Below are 22,296 nucleotides of genomic sequence, written 5' to 3' on the forward strand. Positions count from 1 at the left end.
TTATCACCTTTTAAACTTTCTTGATTTTCTAAAACAACTTTTAATACAACTTCTTTTAAACTCTCTTCATTGATATTTGCATTGATGTCAAGCTCTTCTAGTAAAGCTTCTAGTTTTTCTTTTAATTCACTTTGTTTTATAAAGTTAAAACTTGTTAAAACTTCATTTATAGCATTTTTAATACTTTCATCGCTTGGTTTTACTCCATTTTTAAAAAGTTCTTTTAAAATTTCTAAAGCTTCACTAAAATCTTTATTGATTTCTTCTGTTTTTATGGCAATTTCTCTTAAATCCACGCTCATCTTATCCCCTTTATTAAACATTTGATCTGATGAAATAAATTACAAGAGCAATAAAAAACAAAAATCTTAAATTTATTTATTTCTAAAGCTTGCATTGCTTCTTTTAAAACAAGATCAGCAAGTTTGTAATCTTTTCTTGATTTTGCTTTTTCACATAAAAAATCATGCACTACACAAGCACTAAAATACTCACTTTTAAAAGGTGGATAAATACTCCAAAAAATACGTGGAATACTCGCTCCATCAGTTTTAAAACCTTGTGGTACAATGCCTTTGTAATTTGGTAAAATAAACTCATAGTCTTGTATCACTTCAAATCTATCTTTATCATAAGGTTTTACACAAACCCTTTTTAATTCATTTTTCATTTTTATCGCCTTCTAATTTTAAATATTTGTTTGCTATATTTTTAAATTTTTCTATAAAAAGATTATAAAAGTCCATTTCTTTAATATCTTCTTTTTTCCTAATGCTTTGGACACTGATTAAAAATGCTAAAAACTCACCTATGGTTAAAAAGCTAAAAGAATAATCCACAAGATAGTAAAAAACACTGATTTGCTTAGCCATAATAGCTAAGATAAAAGGCACAAAAAACATTAAAGTTTTACTTAAAATATCTGTGATTAAAAAATTTCTAAAATTTTTTCTTAGAGCTAAAGTTTTAATCATAGAGGCTATACCTGAAAAGCTAAAAACAATGAGCAAAACAATAACTTGAGCTGTTTCTATTTTAAAATACGCTAAAAATTGATAAAAAAAAGCTAATATAGCACTGCCTGCAAATAAAATAACATTAGTGTTGTTTTCTAAGTTATTCATTTTTCACTCTCCCAAACAATTAAATCAAGTTCTTCTTTGCTTTGTGCATTTCTAGCTTTTTCTTTTAAAGCACTTGCTTTAAAAATAGTTTCTTGCACAAAATAAGCCATGCTACTTGCAAAGAGTTTAAACTCATCTACGCTAAATCTTGTAGTTGAATTATCAAGCGCAATCCAATCAATATAAGGAATTAAATTAGGATTAACAAGAGCATTGGTTACTGCTCCATTAATTCTTAACTGATCTTCATTAGAACTTTGATAGATTTTACCTTTAAAAGAAAATCCACCATTTAAAATATTTTCTTTTTTTGTATTAATCTCGTTGATTTTTAACTCTTTTGCCTCGTTTAAAAGCTCTTCTTCGCTTTTAGGAGGACTTGTTAAAGCATTAAACTCTTCTTCGCTAATAGGTGTTAAACCTGTTTTAATTTGCTCATCGCTCACTTCATCCTCATAAGCATAAATTTGATTATTATCGTTTTTGTCTATAAAATATTTCATTTTTTCTCCTTATTTGACATTTAAAATTGTTGCCTCAATATTTGGCTTATCCATAGCAATATTAAACAATTCTATTTTATATGTGTCATTTGGTTTCAAGATGCCTTCATAATGTGTTAATGGAATATATTTATTTGTTGAATTAGTGTATTGTATAGCATTTATTTTTTTTATTAAAGAATTATTTATGTATATACTAATACTAGCTTGACTGGTTACATTATCGATTTGTTGAATTTTTATTGCAATAGGTGTTTTTTCTCCTGTTGTATTTGTGTATATCACATTATTAGACATAGAATGAGATTTAAGTAAAGAAGTTCCATCAAGATAGGTATTAAACCCTATCAATGCTAAAAGTTCTGCATTTTTCAAAGAAAGCCCACTACCATCGAGCAAAGACACTTGTTCTTTTAAAGTCGCTAAATTTACAAGTTCATTATCTTTTGTAGCTTTTGTCGAGCTTGTAGGTAGTTTGGTAAAGTCTTTAGCTCCTGTAATGGTTTGATTAGTAGCTAAAGTAATATATTTAGCTATTTCTTGATTAAAATCATTTTTTAAAAGGTAATTTTTAATTTCATTTCTAACATCTAATTGTTTAACTATATTATCTAAAAAACCACGATTGACTAAAAGATGGTTTTTTGTCAAATTTTCAAGTTCGTTTTGTTTTTGCACAAGTTCGTTTTGTTTTTGTTCTTTTAGCTCTTCTAATTGCGTTGCGTCTTCTTCTTGTTCTTGCTTTTGTGAAATTTGTTCTTTTAAATCTTTAATATCAGCATTAAGTTTATCAATTTCTTTAGTAGCATTTATAATACTTTCTTTTCTTTGATTATTTTGAGAAATGGTATAATCAATTAATTCCATTATGAAATCTAATTTATAAGAAATATTATTCATATCATTAAACCAAATAAAAGCATCAAGCCCTAGATCAGACTTTAAAATCCAAGCTGTATCGTTAGTCACTCTTGCATAGATTAAATACTCATTTCCTTTTTTCCAAATTTCGCCAAGTTTTGCCTCACTTGGTTCTTCTTCGCTTTCATAAGTAGGTGTATATTCGCTTGGGTTTTCAGGGCTAGTCCAAGAATTGCCACTTGTGGTTTTAATATAAACAAAATATTCATCCCCTTTTTTCCAAATATCGCCAAGCGTTGCATTTTGTGGAGCTTCTTCTTGATTAAATGCAGGTTCTAAATTCTCAGGCAAGGATGGGTTTATCCAAGCTTCATTCTTTAACACTTTTTCACAAAGATAAAATTCGCCTACTTGTAAATTAACATCATCCATAGGCTTAAACCAAATATCATTAATTTTTCTTTCTTTAGGTCTTTCTTTTTGTAAGAAAGTGATTTGTGGATTTTTAATAAATTTAAAGATTTTAGCCTCATCAGTTTTAAACCAAGTTTCATTCACATTGGGCATTGTAGGTTCTTCATCACTTACATAATCAAAAGGATAAACCACTTTTTTATAAAGTTCTTTTAGCATATTAAGTTTTTCATCGCTTAAGTTTTCATAGTTTTGTAAAGCTTCTTTTACTTTTTCATCAAAAGCATTTAAATTTTCTAAAATGTGCTCATCAATCCTATCTTTTGAAGCATAAAGCCACTCTCTTATGGCTGTAACATCCTTAGTAGCTTGACTTAGCGTAGCATAAAGTTCTGTGCTTCTTATTTTTGAGTTATCAAGCATTGTTTTCTCCTTTTAAAGTTAAATTAATTTCGTTTTGTGAAGAGAGTATGTTTGTGATATTTTCTAAAGCTTTTTGAGCAAGGTTTATATCTCTTCTTTGTTCTTCTAAACTCAAATTCACATCATCTAAATTTAGGGCTTCTTCTTTTCTTAGTTTAATAAAACCTCTTTCCATAATAAAGCGTTCTAAGCTTAAGCTATGAGCCAAAGATTGAGAAATAGCGATATAATCAGCTCCAACGCCATTATCATTTAATCTTTCTATCATCTCATAGCCTTTGTTTTCAACTATGGTTAGGCATTCATCGGTAAATTCTTTTAATCTTTCTTTAGCTTTTTGCTCTAAAACATTTTGAAAATCTTTGCAAAAATTTTCTATTTTTAAGATATTTATATTTGTTTTACTGTCAATTTGCTCTAAAGCCAAATTAGTATAAGAGATCATATTAGAGTTTAGCTCTATCAAGGAAGCACTTAATATATTTATATCTTTAATAAAATCATTAATCTCTTTTGAAAAAGGAACAAGTGCATTAACAAAGTTATTAGCATCCTTGTCAAAATCAACAGGATTAGCCATATCAGGTGCTTTAGGTAAAGTATTAATGAAAGATATTTTATTCATTGAAATTTCCTTGCTTTTATTTTTAAAAATTTCTTGTTTTGGCTTTCATCTTCCAAGCTTACAATCTCATATTTTTCATCTCTAAAAACTAGAAAATAAGAAAAATCAAGCTCTAAAAATCTAAGCTCAAATTCATGCGTAGCGACTAAAGACAAGCCACTATTTAACTCTTTAACATCCGCACTTAGATTTTTACAACTTGCATAAACTTCTTTAAAAAGTAAATCTTGCGTAAAATCGCTTTCTAAAAACTCATTTTTGCTTTGTTCTTTTTTGTAAATTTTAACTCTATGCTTAAATCCATTTGCTTTCATTGCCATTGCCTTTTAAAAATAAGCTATTTTGTAGCGAGTGATTAAAGCACTTGAAATTTTAGGCATACTCACACCATCAAAAGCCATTAAAACATAATTTTTAAGCCACAATTTTATGTCTTGTGGCAATTCTTCAAAACCTAAATTTACAATCATATTCCCACAACCTATTGCATAAAGCACACCACCATTTGTTTTAAACTCGGCTTTAAAATTTGCATTTTTTAAAGCATTAAAAGGAGCTAAAATCACCCTTTCATTAAAAAATTCAACTTCATAATCATTTAAAGCTAAAATGCGATTGGTTCTTGTTTCAAATTCATTCATTCCAGCTTTTAAAAATTGTTTTAAATTTGCATCAAAAACATCGCTATCAATTCTTAAAAAATCTCTTAATTCTTGAATATCTATGAGTTCTCTTTCGCTATCTTTTAATGCCTTTAATCTCATTTTTTACCTTTTTTATCTTCTTTTTCGTTTTGTTTTTGTGGCTTTTCTTGCATTTCTTGATCTTCTTGTGGCTTTTTATCTGTATTTGATTTTTCATCAGTATTTTGTTTTTGTTCTTCTTGTTCCACGATTTCCACAATGCCTTTTTCTAAGAGCCTTAAGGCTTCACTATCTTCAAGTAAAACCTCATCACCTTTTTTATAAAAAATATTACCGCTTAAACAACACTTGAAAACTACTTTTTTCATCTTCCATCCTTTAAGCAGGGCATACAATTTTACAAACTGCCGAATTATCCATAAGCTTTGCATCAAGTCTTAAACGCACTTTAATACCTATTAAATCATTTTGAGAGTAAAGCTCATTAAGTCTTGTAAAACTCATACTTGATCTATCCCAAATTTCATAAAAACTAAAATCTCCAAAAAATGCAGGGACTTTGCTTGCACCAAAACCATCAACACCAGAACAATAAACTACCTTTTTACCTAAAATTGTGTCATAGCCATTAGCACTTAAAGCAGGTAGCCACAATGGGCGATTATCATTATCTGTAAGTTTATAAATAGCTTTCATAAACTCATCTCCTACAAGCCAAGTGGCATTTTTACGATAAGCACTGTCTAAACTGAAAAAAGCATCTATGATATCATTGCTTGTAATACCTTGATTTGAAGCAAGTGTAAACGCTTTTTTAGCATTTTTAAGTCCTGTTGGTTTTTTATTTCCATCTCCATTAATAAAACTTAATTCTTCTGTTTTTGAAATCTTTTCAGCGGCTTTTCGCACTATAAAACTTTCAAGATTTGCAATGTTGTCACTCAAGAGTTCTTCGCTGATTTTAATAATACCGCCAAGCTTATGTGCACCTATACTTAAAGAACTAAATTTAGCACTAACTTCAGTAAAGCTTTCCTGTTCGCCAAGCCAAGAAAATTCCCCCATCTCATCAAAAACAGGTATAATTTGATTGCTAGAGCTTTTTTGCACTGTAGCAATCTTTCTAATAACACTAAGATCATTTAATTTTTCTCTTATTTTACTTTGCAAAGTTGTAGGGACTAAAATCCCACCTTGCTCTGCTGTGCTTTCATTTAAAACATTTCTTTTTAAAATATTGTCAATGCTTCCATTTCTTAAATAATTCACAAAAGAACGCATATGATTTTCTTCATTTAAATCTTCATCCTCTCCTTTAGGATTTTGTCCTAAAACAGGGCTTACAACCTCATTTAAATATTTTTCTCTTTCTAGCTCTGCTTCAGCTCTTGAGAGTTCTTTTCTTTTACTTTCAAAATCTTGCATTAAAGCTTCGTATTTTGTGTTTTCTTCAGCACTAAAGCTTCTTTGCTCGTTTTTAGCCTTATTTGATAAAGCCACCATTTGTTCGTGTAAATTTCCTATTTCTTGTCTTAATTTTTGCATTGTTTTTTCTCCTTGTTTAAATTGATATTTCTAAAAGTTTAAGTTCTCGCTCTCTAGCTTCACTTAAGGCTTTGATTTTCTTTTTTTCTTCATCTTCTTCAAAGCGTTTTTTAGCGTTTTTATCCGCACCTTTCCAAACAGCGCTGAGTTCAAAAATTTCAAACTCTGTAACTAGAACCCTTTTAGGCGAACTTTTTTTATCTACAACTTGCTTTAAAACTCTATAACCAATTGACACATCGCTTAAAATTCCATCTTGATATTTTTTAAAGATATCTAAGCTTTTTTCGTCTTTGGCAAAGATACAATCACAAACTAACTCATTATTTTCAATTCTTATATTTTCAATTCTTGCGATAGCATTATCTACGCTTGGTTTATGATCTTTAAAAAGAGTTTTAAGATTTTCAAATCTCGCACCTTTTACATCAAGCTCTTCTATATAGTCCCCAAGCTCCCAATCAAAACGCAAACAAGCATTAGAATTTGAAACCATGACAAAGCTTAAAGACATATTTTCTTCGCTAACGCTTCTAAGTCTTGCGGTATCTGCTCTTATGTTTTTAAAACTCATTTTAAAATCCTTTTTTGAAGTTTTATAAGGATTTTAGAAAATTTTTAAGGCGTTAAAGTGCGTGTTAGAAGATATTTTTTATTTTTTAAATCAAACCTTGAATATTTAGTTTATATTGCATATAATCTTGATCCTCTAAAGGTGCAGAATAATCTTTTAAAATTCCAAAAGTAGTTAATTTTTTAAAGCCCAATTCGCTTTCATCTCCTATAAATAAGGCTTTAGTATTATAAAGTCCTGCTATTAAATCATCATAATAATCAAAGTCTTTTTTTTCTACAGCAACTATAAATTCTAAGTATTTTGCTTTCTTACCAGTTACTACATTTGTTACTCCCCATTCATTTGTTGAAGTTTTTGAGTAATTTATATAAGTGCTATTTGCAGGATAGATTGTAACACCTGCAAATTCTTTTTTTCCTATTAAAATATGTCCTACATTACACCCTATTTTAGCAGGCTCAAAACTTATTAAAATTTCTGAGTTAATAGGATAAGGTAAAAACACAAAATCTTCTTTATTGACTTTAAATTTGCTAAAAAAATATTCCCACCAAGTGCTAGATTTTTTATAATACATTGATTTTTCATAAATGATTTTGCCATCTAATGTTTCTATCTTTATTTTTGAAACATCTAAATTTAAAAATGCTAAAGTATCAAATACCCCATCTACTTTCAATTTTACACTCCAAGCTTTATCACATTTTGTTTGAGTATTTAATTCATCATCAAAAAAAGCATTTTCATTGATGGGTGCAAATTTAACCCATTTATCAAAATACACATCAGGTTCTTCATGCGTATCTTCATCACTTGCGCTTACCCAAACAAAACCTTTAAATTGCACTTTTTCATTATTTTTATAACTTACTTCCTTATCCCATAAAGGCGTTTCATCTTTTTTAGCTAAATTTTGTAAAACTTCAAATTCTAAAGGTTTAATTATAGTCATCTTCTTTCCTTATTAAATATTTTCTGCAATTTCTCTAGTTTGTTTAGTTAAAATACTTAAATCCATATTTGCTCTTTTTACACTTTTATCTACATTGTCAATTTTTGAAGCGATTAAGTCTAGTTTTTCTTCAAAAGAATTAAAACCTTTATTAATAGCTTTTTCAAAAGCGATGCCTATTTTTTCAAAAACTCCACTTGCATCGATTTTTAAACCTTTGCCATTTTTTAAAGGAATTACAGCCTCAGGATAACCATTCTCTCCAATTAAAGCATTTGTAGGGCGTGTAACTATCCCGCCATCTGCAAAAGCTTTCATTTTTTTGTAAGGATTTTTAATCTCATTATTTAAATCTTTATCTATATTTGCCTGATTATTTTGATATTGCAAAAGTGCATATTCTAAATTTTTAAGCGTTGTTTCTGTAAGAGAGGCGCCATCTTTTATAGATTTAATCGTTTCTTGTAAATATTTAGCCATAGGGCTTTCTTCGCCTAAATACTCGATCATTTTTGCAATTTCTGCTTCACTTTGCGCAATGAGAGTTTTTTTATACTCTTTTAACTCTTCTAAAGTCATATTAGAAGTGTCTTTTAAAGTTTGATCTAACTTTTCTTGTAATTTTTTATTTTCTTCTGTAATGGCTTCTATTTTATCTTGTATTGAATTTAAATCTGCCTCACCACCTAAATCTTTCATTTCATTTGCCATTTTAAGCATTTGTAGTTGATACTCTGCAAAGCTTGAAGCTTGATTTTTGATCTCGTTTGCTTTTTGCGTTGCAGCGTTTTGCAAGGCACTAAAGCTTGAACTTGTAAGATTGCCATTTTTAAAATCATTTTTAGCTTGTTTTAAAATTTTATCGTAGTTTAGCGCCACGCTCTCGCTTGTAGCTATGCTTTGATTGATTAAATTAGTGCTAAAAGAACCCAAAGAACTTAAAATACCAAGTTCGCTATTTAATTTACTTAAAAGTTTATTATTTTCATTTAACCTTACTTGTTCTGCTTCTTTGTTTTCATCTTTATTCTCATACGCATTAATAAGCTTTTCTACCTCAGCGAGTTTGTTTAAATGTTCGCTTGAAAAGATTAAACCACCTTGTTTGTCGCTTATTTGTTTAAATTGTGTAATGATATCTACAAGCTGTTTTCTAAGTTCAGTATTACCCGTGCTTAAAAATTCATTTAAACCCTCATAACCTAAACTTAAAAGCTTATCATTAGCACTAAAAATATCCTTTAGCATTTCTTTTTCGCTATCATTTAAATCATCTTTTAAACCGCTCATTAAGGTTGCGTAAGAATTCATTAGATGATTAACTTCAAAAATACTACTTGAAATACCATTAGCACTTAAAAAGCTTTGATTGATTTGCATAAGTTCTTGTGTTTTTTGTATGATAGAATTTAAAAGATTTTTAACTTGTTCTTGTGCTTGCGTATAAGCTTGTGTTAATTGTTGCCAAATTTCTAAATTCTCAGGGCTAAAATCTTGCCTTAAGCTCTCATTGAAAGCTTTATTAAGTGCTTCGGCACTAAGTTGTCCTAAATCTTTAAAGCTTTCTTCACTTAATCCAAAAAGACTAAATCCACCTGTGGCATTTCTCATCGCAGTTTTTAAAGCATACATAGTATCATCATAAGCTAGTTTTGCTTGTTTTGTTGGATCATTTTTATAAATTTGATTTAAAATGCTAGTTTGCATTTGCATAAAAGTACCAAATTGATTAGAAAGTTGCTGGGCATAGCTTATATTATTTGCTTTTGCCTTTTCTTGTATTGCTACAATTTGTGCATCGATTTCGCTTTTATCATCGATATTTAAAAAGCTTTTTAAAAGTGCAGTAGGCAAAGCCGTATCAAATAAAGAATTATTAGCGTATTTTCCAGCTACTAATTCAAACTTATCTAAATTGGCATTTAATTTTACAAGCGTTGCGTATTGATTTTCTAAAACACGATTGATTTCTTTGATTTTTTTATCACTTAAATTATTATATTCTGTCCAGCTTTTTTTACTAAACCATCCTTTCTTTTGATAGTCTACATAACCTTGCAAATTAGAATTTGTAAAAAAATCACTAAAATTTATATTTTCCCAAAGTTGTAAGCCACTTCCTGTTACTTTGGTTTTTCCAAAAATACCACCAATGACTGATCCTAAAAGCCCACCTACTATAGTTCCAATGCCAGGCATTATAATACTACCTAATGCACCACCTATCGCACCACCTGTTCCTGCGTGAGTATCAGCCTTAAAAAGCCAATCTCCTAAGCTTCCTATGCCATAACCTAGAAGTCCGCCCATTGCTGCATTAGCTAAAGTGCCACCTATATAGCCCAAGCCCCCACCAAAACCAAGAGATAAAGCATTACTTGCACCACTTAATCCCATACCCGCCAAAGAAACACCGTTTGTAAAGCTTGCACCAAGTCCTAAAAAATTTGCCAAATAAGCTGAGCCATTAGCTAAAAGATTACTGCCAAAAGTGCCTATTGAATTGATATAACCTTGTAAATTATCAAATAAAGAATTAAAGCCATTGCCTATACTATCTATAATATTTGTGCTTGAATTTTCAATAGTAGTGCTAATATCAGAACTTGAACTTAAAAAATCACTAAAACCATCCGCATTTAAAGCATCACTAAAACTTATTTCACTTCCTGCATTTTGACTACTGCCAAACCAATTCATAACTTTATCATAAGTGGCGCCCGCTTTATCTATCCATTCGCCACTCATAATGCCATCTAATTTACTTGCACCCTCTATAATATTACTCACATTATTAAAAGCATTATTTCCTTTTTCTATGGTGCCTGTTTTATCCATGACTACCTCAACACCATTAACCACACCTTGATATTTGCCATCACTATTTAAATTTAAACCTTGATTTTTAGCAAATTCAACAACTGAGCTAAAAGCATTTGTTTGTGAGTGTGAATTCACATTACCAAAAGCAAAATTAGGCATTAAACCGCTCAATACTCCAGCTCCTGCCTTAGATAAAAAGCCACTAAGTGATGAAATATAAGGACTTAAAAAATCTTGTAAAATGGTTTTTCCTAAATCTTTAAACAAATCTTTTAAGGTTTTTATTTTCCCATTTATAACATCAAAAAAGCTACTTTCTATCGTTTTTTGCATATTTGCTATCATTTGATTATAGTTTTTTTCTACTTCGCTCATGGCTTTTTTACTGTCTTTGCCCATTTGAAAATAAGCGTCTTTATTGGCTTTTATCATCTTTTTAAAATCTTCTTCTTTGATGAGATTTTCACTTAATAATTTGCTGTATTTGTCTCTTAGCTCAATTTCTTTTAATGCCCAAGCTTCCTGCTTATTTTCTATACTTTCATAAAATTCAATCATTAAATTTTTAGTATCTTCAAAGTCTTTATTTGCACTTTCTAGATCAAGATTAATTTTAAGGCTTTCTTCTGCTTGTTTTAATTTGTTTTTATCAATGCCTAACTTTTTCCATGCTTTTAATTTTTCATTAATTTGGCTTAATTTTTTATCGTATTCACTCATGCCTATTTGTGAAATTTCTTTTAAGGCTTCATTTTGTTCTTTGATGCGTTCTGCCAGTTTTTGATTGGCGATTTCTTTTTCTTTTTTTAATCTTTGCTCTTCTTGTTTATTTATATATTCTTCATAATGCGTTCTTTGAGCTACTAAAGCGTTATATTGCTCTAATTTTGCTAAGTCTTTATTCCAATTTGCATTATTCGTGATTTGTTGTATGGTTTCGCTGATAAGCTCATATTGTTTTCTTAAATTTTCGGCTTGTTCTTCTGTGCTTTGCGGTATCCTTAAAGCTTTCAAACTTTCCATGGCTTTGCTAACACTAGCAGGAAGATTATCAATAGCTTCTAGTTTAAATTCTTGCTCCTTTGCTTTTTTGGCGGCTTCTTCGGCTAGTTTTAAATTTGCCTGTATTTGTTCGTAAGCTTTTCTAGCTTCTTTATTCATTTTTAGCTGTTTTCCGGTAACACTTTCAAACATATAATCAGTGCCTTTTAAAACACTTTCTACACCTTCTTTTATATACCAAAAATCTAATTTTGATGTGATTTGAGCTCCCAAAACACTTCCATTTGCTTCTAAGGCATCCATTTGACTTTTAAGATTTTTAACATACTCATCTAATTCTTTTGAACTTTTGTTTTCTAGCTTTCTTTTTGATGTTTTTTCTAAAGCTTTGTCAAAATTATCCCAATTCGTATAAAGCTTTTCTATAAAAGTCATCAAAGCTATAAGCCCAGCAGTTGGAGCTAAAGCCTTTGTAAAATTTAAAGCAGAATTTGCTAAATTACTCATAGTGCCTTTTATGGTGCTTAACAAGGGATTTCTTTTTATTATATTTTGATTAATAAGTGCTTCATTGTCTATAATTTCTTTTTGCAATCTTTTTATTTCACTTCTTGCACCTTGTTCGATTAGCAAAGCTTCCCTTCCTATCATTACACCGCTTAAATTTTTAGTTCCATCTTTATTTATCGATCCTAAGTCTATTTTATTATTGTATTTTGCATAATTAGCTAAATCTGGCATTAAGGCTTTAAGCTTTTCTAAGTCGTTTTTAGCTTCTTTAAGACCTTGAAGTTGAATTTTTAAATTCTCATTTTTCTTTATAAGTTCAAGGCTTGTTTTTTGCTTTTCTACTAAATCATCATAATCTTTTTTAACATTCTTAATACCATTACTAAAACTTGTAAAAAAAGATGAATTCTTAAAAGAATTAAAACTTTTAAAAGCTACATAAGCAAGTCCTGCACCAATAGCCAAATCTTTAAAAGAAGTAGCAAATTCGGTAATAGCTTTAATGCCCGCTTTAATTTCTTTTTCATTATCTTTAATATAAGTGTTTATATCTATAAGGGAGCTTTTAAGAGTATCAAAAATAGGTTTTGAAATTTCAGCTTGTAACATTTGCATATTAGCTTCAAATTTTTGCATTTGCTTTTCATAGGTTTGCGTTGTGTAGTCTGTATATTTTGTTAACTCTTTGGTTTTTTCTATAAATAAATCAAAAAGCTTACCATTTTTCTTTGCTTCGCTCATAGCATCATTTGTAATACCTAAACTTTCAGCAAATCTTCTTAAATCTCCACTTGCGCTAAATGCCCCAGCTCCTAAACTATCCATAGTAATTGAAAGTTGATTAGCACTCATGGAAGTATTTGAGGTTGCTATCATAATACTTTCAAAAGCTTTTTTAGCTTCATCAAAGCTCATATTATTTAAAGCTGTGGAGGCAAAAGATTGAAACATACTTGATAAATCCTGCAAAGAATAGCCTGTTTTAGTATGCAAATCATTAAAATCTTTAAACGTTTTTTCACTGCTTTTTGTAGCGGCTTTCCATTTTTCAAGTTGTGATATCGCTTTTCCTGTGGTATCAATATTTGAATGCGTGGTGGCTGTTATAAAAGCAAGTTGAGTTTTTGCAGTCTCAAAACTTTTACTTGCTTCTATAAAAGAGCTACCAAAATTTTTTATATCAAGTGCTAAAGTTTTATAACCCTGATAAGCTTGTGTTAAATGGGCGTTCATGTCAATTACGCTTTTTGAAAGTCCTAAAAAGCTCTTTTCTATATCTTTTATGTATTTATTTGTCGCTTGTGTAACATTTCCTAATTGATTAAAACTTTTATTTAAACCTCCAATACTCGCCACACCGCTATTTGTATCTACACTAACGCCGATTTTAACATTTTTAGCCATTTATGTTCCTTTTAGTTTTTTTGAGTAGAATTTAAGATAAAAAATGGAGTTTTTAAATTATGTTTTTTCCATATATAGAGCTTAATTTTTTTGCTTTTGTTTTTATTTGTTTTGTCTTTTTTCTGATGTGGAGCAAAAGCCAAAAAATATTTAAAAATGAAAAATTTCTTAATGATTATAAAAGTTGCGAAAAAGAGCTTATCGCCTTTAAAGAAGCTCATGAAAATTTCATAAAAACAAAGCAAGGTAAAAGTGTGCTTATGAGTGCTTTTGCTTTGGAATTTGCTATCAAAAATAATGCTTTTGGCGATGATTATACAAAAGAATTTAAGCAAATTTTGCAAAATTATCCAAACGAAAAAGAATTCAATATAGAAATAAATCATCATCTATCCTAAAAGACTTAAAAAGTCATCTTGTAATTTTTTAATATCGATTTTTTGATTTTCGTTAGTATTTTGCTTAGTATGTTTTAAATGAGAGCATAATAAAAAGTCTTCATTAGTCGATTTTACACCCATAAAAGAAGCTAACATATTAAGTAAAATACTCATTTGCATTTCGTTTCTATCACTTGCTAAAGGCTCGGTGCTTAAGAAATACATCCACTCGTTAAACTCACTTTGTGTTATACTTTGTTCTAACTCGCCTATGGTTTTTCCTAATGCAAGGGCAAGGCGATAAATTAATCGCCCTTGCTCTCTTGCTTTGGGACTTCATTTGTGAATTTTAAAATTTCGTCTGCGACTTTTGCGATAATGTTTAAACCCTCTTGATTGAGATTATCAAAGGTTTTTTCATCGATTTTTGGAGCTACTAAACACTTTAAGATGATTTCTTTTCTAAAATTTGAATTCTTCTTAATAAAATCGATGCTGATTTTATCATCTTTATTTTCTTGTATTTCTATGCCATTTTTTTCCATAATCTCTAATTGTTCGAGCATAGAAAGTTGGCGAATTGTGAATTTTTCATCAATACCTTCGATTAAAATTTCTTTTTCTCTTAAAGAATGTTGTTTTAAAAAGTCATTGAATTTCATTTTTTACCTCCTTTTCTTAAAGCATCGCTAAATTTTCCATTTAAAAAAGTTTGCATTGTGGCTTCACTTGCTATGCCTGAGCTTTGATCTATGGTGTATTTTTTGCGAATATCTTCATTTGCAGGATAAAGAAGTGTTAAGGCGTTTGGATAAAAATATAATGTTTTTCCTTTTAATTCCTCATAAGTCTGCCCTTGTTCTGGTTCGGTTTTGCTTTCATGGATAATATTTTCATCATTTTCTTTTTCCCAAACTTTATCAGCTTCTTTTGTGGTTATAAATTCATTGTTTTCATTAAAAGTTTGTGTGCTAGGATTTGGTACAACACCTCGCACCTCATCAAAAACATAAACCATTCTTTCATCGTTTAATTCTGGTTTTTCAAGTGTGCTTTCTTTTGGGTAAAAATAAATAATTTTACCTTTTTTATCACTCATCACATCGCCCACATTTAAAGCTTTTGTAGTGTGTTCTATATTTTGACTTTCTTCAAATCTAAAAGGTGTGATGTCTTTAGCTTCGCCGATTTTTTCTGCTGTGATATTTGCACTGAATTTATTATTTGCTTCGCTTTGAAGTTCAAAGCCTGTTAATTTCATTTTGATTTTAAGTGTGGTTTTTCTCTCATCATTAATTTCTACGATGATAAAAACTTCTTCATTTTCTTCAAAAGCTTTTTCTAGATAATTTACCCCCTCATAGCTTTCTAAATTACCATCTTTAACAAATTTATAAAGTAAATTCATATTTACAGTAGCTGAAGTTTTTTTGCCTACTGCGTTGATTTCTTCATAATCTCTATCGTTGATTGGGCTTAGTTTTTGACTTTCTCTAGTTCCACCTTTAAGACCTGAAATACTTGTTAAAAATCCTGCTTGAATAGCTTCTTTTCCTAAACTTTCCATAGCACGAGATAAAACTAAAACTCTAAGCCCTTGCACATCAGGGGCATCTGTGATTATTTTGTCTTTTGACATCTTTTCTCCTTATATAAGTAATGTAAGGAGATTTTATAAAAAGTTTAAGGCGTTAAAATGCGTATTAAGAGATATTTTTCATAAAACTATATTTTTGTATTTTATTTTCTAATTTTTTGTTATAATTTTCAAAAAAAGGAATTTTAATGCTTAGTCTAAATATAGAATTATCAAGCGAAAAAGAACAAGCTTTTTTAAATATAGCCAAAGAAAGAAATACAAGCAAAGAAGAAATTATTCAAGCTTTAATTATGGAATTTTTAGAAGACTTAGAAGATGCAAAAATAGGAGAAGTTGCTTATAAAGAATATTTAGCAAGCGGTAAAAAAAGCATTAGTGCTGATGAGCTTTTTAAAGAGCTTGGTTTATGATACAAATTGATTTTAGCCAAAAAGCAGTAAAGCAAATTAAAAAACTAGATAAAGAAGTTCAAAAACAAATCAAAAAATGGAAAGAAGAAATACAAAGCCTAGAAAGTCCAAATCAAAAAGGCAAAGCATTAAAAGGAAATTTAAAAGGCTTGTGGCGTTATAGGATAAATGATTATCGCTTAATCTGTTTAAATAATGACGAAAAATTAACTATTCTTTGTCTTGAAGTAGGACATAGAAAAGAAATTTATAAACGATAAGTGATAAAAATCTCACTCGTAAAAAATCCACTCTCTTCATCTTTATCTTCTCCATGTATTAAAATTTCAATAGGTTTTTTATAAAATTTTAAAATAAAATTTTCAATTTTGCTTTTTAACTCTCTTAAATCTTTGTATTTTGGAGTATAAAGGCTCAAATTAATTTCTAATTCTTTGCTTAAGATTTTATCATCTATACTTAAATTTAATTCTTCGCTTGTGATTTCATAAATTAAAAATGCTTTTTCTAGCTTTGTTTTTTGCCTTGAAAGTGGGTAAATTTCTATATTTAATTCCTTGCTTAGTCCCATTAAAAAATCGCTTAAAAATTCCTTCATTTAAAATCCTAATTTGTCTAACTCAGCATTTAGTTTTGTTGTAACCAAGCTTTGCATTTTTGGGTCTATTTTCTCTTTTGCTTTTTGCATGGTATAAGTGCCTTTTACAAAAGTGTTTTTTCCGCTTATATTTGGTTTTCCTTTTGCACTTTTTTTCACTCCGCCTTTATGAAAAAATCCATACTCTATAAAATGAGCATAATACGCACTCGCAAAATAATCCATTCTTTGTTTTCTCTCATTTTTCTTTGCTTGTGTCCATTTTTTAGCATTTTTTAACTTCTCAAATCTTTTTATACCTACTTTTTTCATCCTAAAAACAACTGAAGCGGCACGATAAACACCTTTTTCTAAAGTATAACTAGAAACTGCCTTAACACTTTGCTTTAAAAGTCCGCTTTGTTTAGGAATATTCTTTTTATAATCATTTGTGATTTCTTTTGCTACTTCTAAAGCTCCTTTTTTAGCCGCATTTGGCAAAGCTTTTTTACTTATGCTTTGCAAATCTTTCATTAATTCGTTCAAGCCTTTTACTTCTATCATTGATTGCCTTTTTGTGTGTCTTTTTCATCTATTTTGGCAAGATTAAGCGGTATTAAATGATCGTTTCCATTATCAATTGGGTTCATTTCTTCCAAGGCTCTTACTTCGTTTATACTCATCACGCCATTACTTAAAGCTTTTACATAGCTTTCCCACCTTGAAGAACTATCAGCTCTTAAAATAGCGTTGATATTGAATTTAAAATAAAATTCTTTTCTTTCATTTTGGTTTAATAAAAAGCGATTTAGGGCTTGTTCGATTTTAGTTGTTAGAGGTGTTATGGTTTGCACCATATAATTTGTCTCTTGTTGTTCGATATTTGAAAAAGTCGCACGACTTAAATCTCCAAGTTTGTGCGGTGGGATATTAAAAAGTCTTGCGATTTCTATCACTTGAAATTGTTTGCTTTCTAAAAACTGGCTATTTTTATTCGCACTTGTAGTTTGTGCATAACTTGCTCCACCCTCTAAAATAGAAATATTATAAGCTTTTTTTTGGCTATAATTTTCTTTAAAGGATTGTTTTAATCTCGAATATGCCTCTTCGCTTAATTCATTTGGTACAGATATAACGCCACTTGTAAAACTTCCATTTTTAAAAAAGCTAAGTCCGTGCTGTTCTATAGCTGTTGCAAGTTCTGTGGTATTTTTGCTTTTTCTAAGCGGTGCGATACCTTTTACTCCATCTTTAGTATGATAAGGCACATTTAAAACCTCATCATAATTTAAAACAATACTGCCATTTTTTGAGTAAGCTTGATAAAAATACTTTCCATTCATTTTAAAGATATTAATGTCTTTATTTTCTATGAGTTCTATAGAATTAATCACCCCGTTTCTTTTTTTAACAGGATATAAAAAACCATTGCCATAAATTAACATTTGTACCATAAAAGCCTCAAAGAGTGTAAAAGGTGTCATTGTTTCATTTGGTGCGATTTTGATGAGTTCATATAAGGGGTGATTAGAGGCTAGTTTTGATCCATCAGTTGTTCTTTGATATAAATTTAATGGCAAAGATGCTATGGTCTCGCTAATATTTGAGATTGCGGCAATTACTGCTGAAAGCTCCTCAGCTTTTATTTTATCTTCTAATAAAATTTCTAAGCTATTAACAAATTCATTATTTCGTGCTTTTTTTGTAAATAATGATCTTATTTTATTGAACATGCAAAACCTTTATTTTTTACTTATTTTAAAAAAAGTTTGAGGCGTTAAAGTGCGTGTTATAATTTTTTAATTTTAATTTGTTATAATTTTAGTGACGGGCTAAATGTGTTGTCATTGTATAGCACAAAAGCTTTTAGCTTTGGCTCGTCAAGTTTACTAAAAATCATTCATTAAAAATCCTAAAATTTTATGCTGTGTTGGATCTAGTTTAAGATTGTAAACATTATTCTCAATAATCTTAAAAAACATTTCTCTGTTTTCTTTGCTCTTAGCGCTAATATTTTCTTTAACTTCCATTTCGTAATATCTTTTAATATGATAAACACAAATATCCGCAAGCTGTATAAGATTACTTTCTTTAGAATTTATGAAAAAATTCTTTTCTATGATTTTTTTAATTTTTATATCAGGCTCATCAATGACCCTTAGAATTTTAAGAGTGTTATCAGCTAAAATATCACTATCTTGCTCATCTGAAATTACAATTCCATTGCTTTCATCATCATTAAGACTTTGTTCGTAAATTTGTAAAACATAAGAATATGCCAAAATATAAGGTGGAATTTTAAGCATTTTGTTTTGAGCTTGTGTAAAATGTGTTTCAAAGTATGCTTTATAATTTTTCTTGATAACCTTAAAGAATATAATTTTAAGCTTATATTCTACTATAATATTTAAAAGCTCTTTGATTAAGTTATTTTTCTTTTCTAAACTCCATTCTTTAAATATTCCTTTAGAATTGGTAATCTCAATTGCATGTATTTCATCTTGTATCTTGTATTTTGCCTTAATGTTTTCAATTTCTTCATTAATTTTTTGCCATTCTTCTGTATCAATTACAACGCCACCTAAAATAAATAGTGGTTGTTCTGCATCATCTAAATTTAAGCCCGAATTTCCACTATCATCTAAATATAAAAACTTCATCATAAAACACCTTTTTAAATTTTAAACAATATTATATCTTAAAAGCTATAAAAACCTTATACCTCTTTTTTCATAAACATTGATTTTTGGTTTTTCTATGCTGTTTTTAGTGGCGATTGCAGTGACTAAAGCCGAAATTGCATCTATCCTTTCACTTGATTTTTTCTTATCAGGCTTTATGTTTTCTCTTGCATCTTGATCAATAACTAAATTTGAATTACACCATCTAAAAATAGGATTGTTATTATGATTTAAAGTTTGTTTTAAAACTCTGATTTGGTATTCTTTTAAAGGTTCGCTAATACTTGCAAAACCTTGTCTAATCTGAACGCACTCTATATTTTCATCGCTTAACTTTTTGGCTACTTCTAAACTATTCCATGGATCATAACCTATCATTTTGATATTTAATTTTTTATTTAGAGCTAAGATATCGTTAATTAAATAGTCATAATCAACACTATTACCTGGTGTTAGAGTTAAAAAGCCAAGTTTTGCCCATTCTAAATAAGGCACTTTATCTCTTTTACTTCTCTCTCTTGCACTAAGTTCTGGTGCATAAAATTTAAAATCCACATGTAAGATTTTATCCACTTCGCAAATTAAAGCTAAAGCAGTTAAATCAGTAGTAGCAGATAGATCAAGTCCAACATAAACATCGCCTTTTAAATCAAGTTCTTTAAAACTGCATTTTAAAAAATCATCATCTTTTATAAAAGAAGTAGCATTTGAAGTCCACATATTTAAATGTTTTGTTTTAAAACTCACCTCATCATTTGCGTTTGCTAAAGCTTTTTGATAATATTCTCTTAATTTTTCAAGCTTTACGCCATAACCCAAAGCAGGATTAACTTTGATCCAAGTTTTTTCATCGTTCCAATCATCATCAGCATCAGGCTCATAAATCTTTGCATAAGTTGATGGGTCGTTTATAATGCCATTTTTAACTTGTTTGCAATAATCATATTGCTTTTTCATCTCTCCAAAATGATTATATCCTGCTGTTGAAATGACTATACATAAAGAATTTACACGACTTGCCGTTCCTTCTTCTAAAACCTTATATAAATCCCCATTTTTAGCAGCGTGAAGCTCATCGTAAATAAAAACATAAGGTCTTAAGCCGTCTTTTGTCTCGCTTGTAGCTGTTAGAACCTTTATAAAATCTTCAAATTTAGCGTTTTTTTTGCGTATTTCTCTATAGGTTTTATATTGATAGCACATTTTATTTAATTCTTCTTCTTGGCTTACCATAGATGAAGCAGCATTAAAAACTAATTTTGCTTGTTCGGTTTCATTTGCGGCACAATATATTTTTTTACCCTTTTCTTTATCAATAAATAAAAAATAAAGCAAAATAGCTCCGATTAACTCGGTTTTACCATTTTTTCTTGGGATAAAAAGCAAAGCGTAAGAGTATCTTCTGGCGTTTTTTTCCTTAGAATAAGTGGCGATGATATCGATGATAAACTCGATTTGAAAATTTAAAAGCTGAAAGGGCTTACCGGCTAATTCGCCATCGGTGTGCTTTAAAAGAGAGATAAACAAAACCGCTTTTTTAGCTATTTTCTCATCAATATAAAAGGGCGAGTTTTCAAATTCTTTGTTTTTTTGTTTAATATAAGCTAAAGCGTAATTTAATATATCTTCTCTTGCTCTTAATTTATCCATAATTTAACTTTCATCTTCTAAAAGCACATCAAAAGCTGATTTTTCTTTTTTATCTTTTAAATTTAGCCTTGCACGATTTGGAGAGCCTATGCCTAAAACTTTTGCTAAGCCTATAACATTTTTAGTCAAAGAATTAAAAGCTATAAGTTCAGGCGTTACAATAGGCGTTCCTTTATCTGTGCTTGTTGTAAAACCTTTTTTCTCCATTTCCTTGCTTGTGCATTCTAAAAAAATGAGATTTTTAACATAAGTTTTAATAATATCATTTTCTAAAGGATCATAAATGCCTAAATTTTCTAAATCTTTGATAGTTTTTTGTGTGAGTTCTTGCTCTATGGTTTCTAAATTTAAAGGCTTAAAATCATCTTGCGTTTGTATTTGTTCTGTTTTATTTGCCTTTGGCTTTTCTTTTATCGAATTTTCATCAATATACAAAATAACTTCGTTTTGTTTAGAATTGTAATGATTTTCATCTTGTCTTTTTTTAGCAAGTCTTAAAATTTCATCTTTTGGATAGGGTTTAGCTTTTCCTTTTAATACTTTTATACCATTTTTCTTTAAATATCTACTCAAATAGATTTTAGAATTAATGTTTAAAATTTGCAAAACCTCATCAATGTTTAAAAATTCTTTTTGCATTAAACGCCTTTTTTTTATTTGTATTTTAATGATATTTTAAGGCGTTAAAATGCGTGTTAGTTAATTTAAAGCAAAATTTGGCTTTTTTAGAACGCTTTTGATAAAAATAAAAATTTCAAATAAAGATTTTACCTTGCTTTGCTTGTGTTTTGGTTGGTTAGTTAGTAGGTTAAGTATAACATTATGTAAAAAACTGGCTCGCATTTGTTTAGTATTATCCTTTTCGGTGTATAGGATTGGCTTTCATAGAGATTACATACCCTACCCCTTAAGCTCGTTTTTAGTCTTTTCATTATGGCAAGCCAAGCATAAACTTTGCAAATTTTCTTCACTCAATTTCTTGCCACCTTGCTTAATAGGTTTGATATGATCTACAATTTTCGCAAACTTTCCACACCTTATACAAAATGGATTTTTATTTATAAAAGCATTTCTTAATTTTCTCCAAGCTACACTATTATAAAAATCTGAACTTTGCTTATCCCTTTTAAAACAATCATATCTTTTGTTTGCTATTTTCTTAAGAGTTTTATCACATTCTTCACAAGTTCTTAAATGAGTTTGTATTTTCTTACCACACTTGCAAAGTTTATAAATTGTCATTTTTGTAAAATCCTATTTCAGTTTTTTTAGAAAGTTCAACTTTAAATTCATATTTAAAATCATCATAAGGCTTAATCACATAACAATCATATCCTATCTCTAGCAATTTTATAAACCAATCAGGAAGCAAAACAAAAAAATTATTTCCTACTTGTTTGATTTTAAAACCACTTTTAAGCTCATTTACATTTCTATAAAAATTATCATACAAACCTAAATTACTTGCAAAAAGCTTAACGGGAACTGCATTAACAATAATATCTTTTTTATTAAACATAAGAAGTCTTTAAGTAATTAACAAACGAAGCTTTAAGGAATGATATTTTTATTTAAAAATTATAATATATAA

Annotated in this window: 26 protein-coding genes and 1 pseudogene; 3 read left to right on the forward strand and 24 right to left on the reverse strand. The window is 29.2% G+C overall.

The window, feature by feature from the left end:
• From AJN69_RS00380 to AJN69_RS00445, 13 genes and pseudogenes are all read right to left on the reverse strand, one after another.
• Nucleotides 1–302 (reverse strand): annotated as a pseudogene (locus AJN69_RS00380) (hypothetical protein); the annotation flags it as partial.
• Nucleotides 299–670 (reverse strand): DUF1353 domain-containing protein, encoded by a 372-nt coding sequence (locus AJN69_RS00385; protein ID WP_070288014.1) that lies wholly within the window; start codon nucleotides 668–670, stop codon nucleotides 299–301. The pseudogene AJN69_RS00380 and the gene AJN69_RS00385, both read right to left, overlap by 4 nt.
• On the reverse strand, nucleotides 660–1,124 hold the full coding sequence (locus AJN69_RS00390) for a hypothetical protein (RefSeq protein ID WP_002801917.1): 465 nt from the start codon (nucleotides 1,122–1,124) through the stop codon (nucleotides 660–662). The genes AJN69_RS00385 and AJN69_RS00390 overlap by 11 nt, the downstream gene beginning before the upstream one ends.
• Nucleotides 1,121–1,627 carry a DUF4376 domain-containing protein gene (locus AJN69_RS00395; RefSeq protein ID WP_053872240.1) on the reverse strand — a complete coding sequence of 169 codons (507 nt, stop codon included), beginning with the start codon at nucleotides 1,625–1,627 and terminating at the stop codon, nucleotides 1,121–1,123. Before AJN69_RS00395 ends, AJN69_RS00390 begins: the two co-directional genes overlap by 4 nt.
• Before the next feature lie 9 nt (nucleotides 1,628–1,636).
• A complete protein-coding gene (locus AJN69_RS10220; protein WP_251815247.1) occupies nucleotides 1,637–3,325 on the reverse strand; it encodes a hypothetical protein in 1,689 nt (562 codons plus the stop codon).
• Nucleotides 3,318–3,950, reverse strand: coding sequence for a hypothetical protein (locus tag AJN69_RS00410; RefSeq protein ID WP_052775429.1), 633 nt, complete (start codon nucleotides 3,948–3,950; stop codon nucleotides 3,318–3,320). Before AJN69_RS00410 ends, AJN69_RS10220 begins: the two co-directional genes overlap by 8 nt.
• Nucleotides 3,947–4,264: a head-tail adaptor protein gene (locus AJN69_RS00415; protein ID WP_002788295.1), complete on the reverse strand. Its 318-nt coding sequence runs from the start codon at nucleotides 4,262–4,264 to the stop codon at nucleotides 3,947–3,949. Before AJN69_RS00415 ends, AJN69_RS00410 begins: the two co-directional genes overlap by 4 nt.
• A 12-nt stretch (nucleotides 4,265–4,276) precedes the next feature.
• Nucleotides 4,277–4,714, reverse strand: a complete 438-nt coding sequence (locus AJN69_RS00420; RefSeq protein ID WP_070288013.1) for a phage gp6-like head-tail connector protein — start codon at nucleotides 4,712–4,714, stop codon at nucleotides 4,277–4,279.
• Nucleotides 4,711–4,962: a hypothetical protein gene (locus tag AJN69_RS00425; RefSeq protein ID WP_002788291.1), complete on the reverse strand. Its 252-nt coding sequence runs from the start codon at nucleotides 4,960–4,962 to the stop codon at nucleotides 4,711–4,713. The genes AJN69_RS00420 and AJN69_RS00425 overlap by 4 nt, the downstream gene beginning before the upstream one ends.
• Nucleotides 4,963–4,972: 10 nt before the next feature.
• Nucleotides 4,973–6,139 (reverse strand): phage major capsid protein, encoded by a 1,167-nt coding sequence (locus AJN69_RS00430; protein WP_002788288.1) that lies wholly within the window; start codon nucleotides 6,137–6,139, stop codon nucleotides 4,973–4,975.
• A gap of 16 nt (nucleotides 6,140–6,155) precedes the next feature.
• Nucleotides 6,156–6,713, reverse strand: a complete 558-nt coding sequence (locus tag AJN69_RS00435; RefSeq protein ID WP_002788287.1) for an HK97 family phage prohead protease — start codon at nucleotides 6,711–6,713, stop codon at nucleotides 6,156–6,158.
• A gap of 85 nt (nucleotides 6,714–6,798) precedes the next feature.
• A complete protein-coding gene (locus AJN69_RS00440; protein ID WP_070242871.1) occupies nucleotides 6,799–7,668 on the reverse strand; it encodes a hypothetical protein in 870 nt (289 codons plus the stop codon).
• Between the two features lie 12 nt (nucleotides 7,669–7,680).
• Nucleotides 7,681–13,407: a hypothetical protein gene (locus AJN69_RS00445; protein WP_070288011.1), complete on the reverse strand. Its 5,727-nt coding sequence runs from the start codon at nucleotides 13,405–13,407 to the stop codon at nucleotides 7,681–7,683.
• A gap of 59 nt (nucleotides 13,408–13,466) precedes the next feature.
• On the opposite strand from AJN69_RS00445, the gene AJN69_RS00450 reads away from it, so the two are divergent.
• Entirely contained in the window at nucleotides 13,467–13,805 is a 339-nt protein-coding gene (locus tag AJN69_RS00450) for a hypothetical protein (protein ID WP_002788283.1), read from the forward strand.
• On the opposite strand, the gene AJN69_RS00455 is transcribed toward AJN69_RS00450, so the two are convergent.
• From AJN69_RS00455 to AJN69_RS00465, 3 genes are all read right to left on the reverse strand, one after another.
• Complete coding sequence (locus AJN69_RS00455; protein ID WP_002788282.1) at nucleotides 13,797–14,012, reverse strand: hypothetical protein; 216 nt, start codon at nucleotides 14,010–14,012, stop codon at nucleotides 13,797–13,799. The two genes, AJN69_RS00450 and AJN69_RS00455, sit on opposite strands and share 9 nt — an antisense overlap.
• Before the next feature lie 80 nt (nucleotides 14,013–14,092).
• A complete protein-coding gene (locus tag AJN69_RS00460; protein ID WP_002788281.1) occupies nucleotides 14,093–14,449 on the reverse strand; it encodes a hypothetical protein in 357 nt (118 codons plus the stop codon).
• Nucleotides 14,446–15,426 carry a hypothetical protein gene (locus tag AJN69_RS00465; protein ID WP_038851013.1) on the reverse strand — a complete coding sequence of 327 codons (981 nt, stop codon included), beginning with the start codon at nucleotides 15,424–15,426 and terminating at the stop codon, nucleotides 14,446–14,448. The genes AJN69_RS00460 and AJN69_RS00465 overlap by 4 nt, the downstream gene beginning before the upstream one ends.
• A 146-nt stretch (nucleotides 15,427–15,572) precedes the next feature.
• Here AJN69_RS00465 and AJN69_RS00470 point away from each other — a divergent pair, with 146 nt between their 5' ends.
• Both AJN69_RS00470 and AJN69_RS00475 read left to right on the forward strand, forming a co-directional pair.
• Nucleotides 15,573–15,797: a DUF6290 family protein gene (locus AJN69_RS00470; RefSeq protein ID WP_002869970.1), complete on the forward strand. Its 225-nt coding sequence runs from the start codon at nucleotides 15,573–15,575 to the stop codon at nucleotides 15,795–15,797.
• Nucleotides 15,794–16,057 (forward strand): type II toxin-antitoxin system RelE/ParE family toxin, encoded by a 264-nt coding sequence (locus AJN69_RS00475; RefSeq protein ID WP_002869971.1) that lies wholly within the window; start codon nucleotides 15,794–15,796, stop codon nucleotides 16,055–16,057. The genes AJN69_RS00470 and AJN69_RS00475 overlap by 4 nt, the downstream gene beginning before the upstream one ends.
• On the opposite strand, the gene AJN69_RS00480 is transcribed toward AJN69_RS00475, so the two are convergent.
• The 8 genes from AJN69_RS00480 to AJN69_RS00515 all read right to left on the reverse strand — a co-directional run bounded on the left by AJN69_RS00480 (nucleotide 16,045) and on the right by AJN69_RS00515 (nucleotide 22,224).
• Nucleotides 16,045–16,395, reverse strand: a complete 351-nt coding sequence (locus tag AJN69_RS00480; protein WP_044261881.1) for a hypothetical protein — start codon at nucleotides 16,393–16,395, stop codon at nucleotides 16,045–16,047. The genes AJN69_RS00475 and AJN69_RS00480 overlap by 13 nt on opposite strands.
• Entirely contained in the window at nucleotides 16,396–16,938 is a 543-nt protein-coding gene (locus tag AJN69_RS00485; RefSeq protein WP_002800770.1) for an HK97 gp10 family phage protein, read from the reverse strand.
• Nucleotides 16,935–18,107 carry a phage portal protein gene (locus AJN69_RS00490; protein ID WP_002788272.1) on the reverse strand — a complete coding sequence of 391 codons (1,173 nt, stop codon included), beginning with the start codon at nucleotides 18,105–18,107 and terminating at the stop codon, nucleotides 16,935–16,937. Before AJN69_RS00490 ends, AJN69_RS00485 begins: the two co-directional genes overlap by 4 nt.
• A 156-nt stretch (nucleotides 18,108–18,263) precedes the next feature.
• Nucleotides 18,264–19,037 carry a DUF3800 domain-containing protein gene (locus tag AJN69_RS00495; RefSeq protein ID WP_052949205.1) on the reverse strand — a complete coding sequence of 258 codons (774 nt, stop codon included), beginning with the start codon at nucleotides 19,035–19,037 and terminating at the stop codon, nucleotides 18,264–18,266.
• A gap of 42 nt (nucleotides 19,038–19,079) precedes the next feature.
• A complete protein-coding gene (locus AJN69_RS00500) occupies nucleotides 19,080–20,705 on the reverse strand; it encodes a terminase large subunit (protein ID WP_070288010.1) in 1,626 nt (541 codons plus the stop codon).
• A gap of 3 nt (nucleotides 20,706–20,708) precedes the next feature.
• Entirely contained in the window at nucleotides 20,709–21,344 is a 636-nt protein-coding gene (locus AJN69_RS00505; protein ID WP_038850812.1) for a P27 family phage terminase small subunit, read from the reverse strand.
• 261 nt (nucleotides 21,345–21,605) lie between these two features.
• On the reverse strand, nucleotides 21,606–21,947 hold the full coding sequence (locus tag AJN69_RS00510) for an HNH endonuclease (protein ID WP_052949204.1): 342 nt from the start codon (nucleotides 21,945–21,947) through the stop codon (nucleotides 21,606–21,608).
• On the reverse strand, nucleotides 21,934–22,224 hold the full coding sequence (locus AJN69_RS00515) for a hypothetical protein (RefSeq protein WP_002788257.1): 291 nt from the start codon (nucleotides 22,222–22,224) through the stop codon (nucleotides 21,934–21,936). The genes AJN69_RS00510 and AJN69_RS00515 overlap by 14 nt, the downstream gene beginning before the upstream one ends.
• Nucleotides 22,225–22,296 lie beyond the last annotated feature (72 nt).

The organism is Campylobacter sp. BCW_4338, assembly GCF_001763255.1.
GTDB classification, from domain to species: domain Bacteria; phylum Campylobacterota; class Campylobacteria; order Campylobacterales; family Campylobacteraceae; genus Campylobacter_D; species Campylobacter_D jejuni.

Excerpts from the sequence above, each read along its gene's own strand:
- AJN69_RS00385 (WP_070288014.1), bottom strand. The coding sequence starts at position 670 with ATGAAAAATGAATTAAAAAGGGTTTGTGTAAAACCTTATGATAAAGAT.
- AJN69_RS00515 (WP_002788257.1), bottom strand. The coding sequence starts at position 22,224 with ATGTTTAATAAAAAAGATATTATTGTTAATGCAGTTCCCGTTAAGCTT.
- AJN69_RS00490 (WP_002788272.1), bottom strand. The coding sequence starts at position 18,107 with ATGTTCAATAAAATAAGATCATTATTTACAAAAAAAGCACGAAATAAT.
- AJN69_RS00410 (WP_052775429.1), bottom strand. The coding sequence starts at position 3,950 with ATGAATAAAATATCTTTCATTAATACTTTACCTAAAGCACCTGATATG.
- AJN69_RS00480 (WP_044261881.1), bottom strand. The coding sequence starts at position 16,395 with ATGAAGGAATTTTTAAGCGATTTTTTAATGGGACTAAGCAAGGAATTA.
- AJN69_RS00505 (WP_038850812.1), bottom strand. The coding sequence starts at position 21,344 with ATGCAAAAAGAATTTTTAAACATTGATGAGGTTTTGCAAATTTTAAAC.
- AJN69_RS00395 (WP_053872240.1), bottom strand. The coding sequence starts at position 1,627 with ATGAAATATTTTATAGACAAAAACGATAATAATCAAATTTATGCTTAT.
- AJN69_RS00475 (WP_002869971.1), top strand. The coding sequence starts at position 15,794 with ATGATACAAATTGATTTTAGCCAAAAAGCAGTAAAGCAAATTAAAAAA.
- AJN69_RS00420 (WP_070288013.1), bottom strand. The coding sequence starts at position 4,714 with ATGAGATTAAAGGCATTAAAAGATAGCGAAAGAGAACTCATAGATATT.
- AJN69_RS00500 (WP_070288010.1), bottom strand. The coding sequence starts at position 20,705 with ATGGATAAATTAAGAGCAAGAGAAGATATATTAAATTACGCTTTAGCT.
- AJN69_RS00450 (WP_002788283.1), top strand. The coding sequence starts at position 13,467 with ATGTTTTTTCCATATATAGAGCTTAATTTTTTTGCTTTTGTTTTTATT.
- AJN69_RS00460 (WP_002788281.1), bottom strand. The coding sequence starts at position 14,449 with ATGAAATTCAATGACTTTTTAAAACAACATTCTTTAAGAGAAAAAGAA.
- AJN69_RS00445 (WP_070288011.1), bottom strand. The coding sequence starts at position 13,407 with ATGGCTAAAAATGTTAAAATCGGCGTTAGTGTAGATACAAATAGCGGT.
- AJN69_RS00485 (WP_002800770.1), bottom strand. The coding sequence starts at position 16,938 with ATGATAGAAGTAAAAGGCTTGAACGAATTAATGAAAGATTTGCAAAGC.
- AJN69_RS00435 (WP_002788287.1), bottom strand. The coding sequence starts at position 6,713 with ATGAGTTTTAAAAACATAAGAGCAGATACCGCAAGACTTAGAAGCGTT.
- AJN69_RS00425 (WP_002788291.1), bottom strand. The coding sequence starts at position 4,962 with ATGAAAAAAGTAGTTTTCAAGTGTTGTTTAAGCGGTAATATTTTTTAT.
- AJN69_RS00440 (WP_070242871.1), bottom strand. The coding sequence starts at position 7,668 with ATGACTATAATTAAACCTTTAGAATTTGAAGTTTTACAAAATTTAGCT.
- AJN69_RS00465 (WP_038851013.1), bottom strand. The coding sequence starts at position 15,426 with ATGTCAAAAGACAAAATAATCACAGATGCCCCTGATGTGCAAGGGCTT.
- AJN69_RS00510 (WP_052949204.1), bottom strand. The coding sequence starts at position 21,947 with ATGACAATTTATAAACTTTGCAAGTGTGGTAAGAAAATACAAACTCAT.
- AJN69_RS00390 (WP_002801917.1), bottom strand. The coding sequence starts at position 1,124 with ATGAATAACTTAGAAAACAACACTAATGTTATTTTATTTGCAGGCAGT.
- AJN69_RS00495 (WP_052949205.1), bottom strand. The coding sequence starts at position 19,037 with ATGATGAAGTTTTTATATTTAGATGATAGTGGAAATTCGGGCTTAAAT.
- AJN69_RS10220 (WP_251815247.1), bottom strand. The coding sequence starts at position 3,325 with ATGCTTGATAACTCAAAAATAAGAAGCACAGAACTTTATGCTACGCTA.
- AJN69_RS00455 (WP_002788282.1), bottom strand. The coding sequence starts at position 14,012 with ATGTATTTCTTAAGCACCGAGCCTTTAGCAAGTGATAGAAACGAAATG.
- AJN69_RS00430 (WP_002788288.1), bottom strand. The coding sequence starts at position 6,139 with ATGCAAAAATTAAGACAAGAAATAGGAAATTTACACGAACAAATGGTG.
- AJN69_RS00415 (WP_002788295.1), bottom strand. The coding sequence starts at position 4,264 with ATGAAAGCAAATGGATTTAAGCATAGAGTTAAAATTTACAAAAAAGAA.
- AJN69_RS00470 (WP_002869970.1), top strand. The coding sequence starts at position 15,573 with ATGCTTAGTCTAAATATAGAATTATCAAGCGAAAAAGAACAAGCTTTT.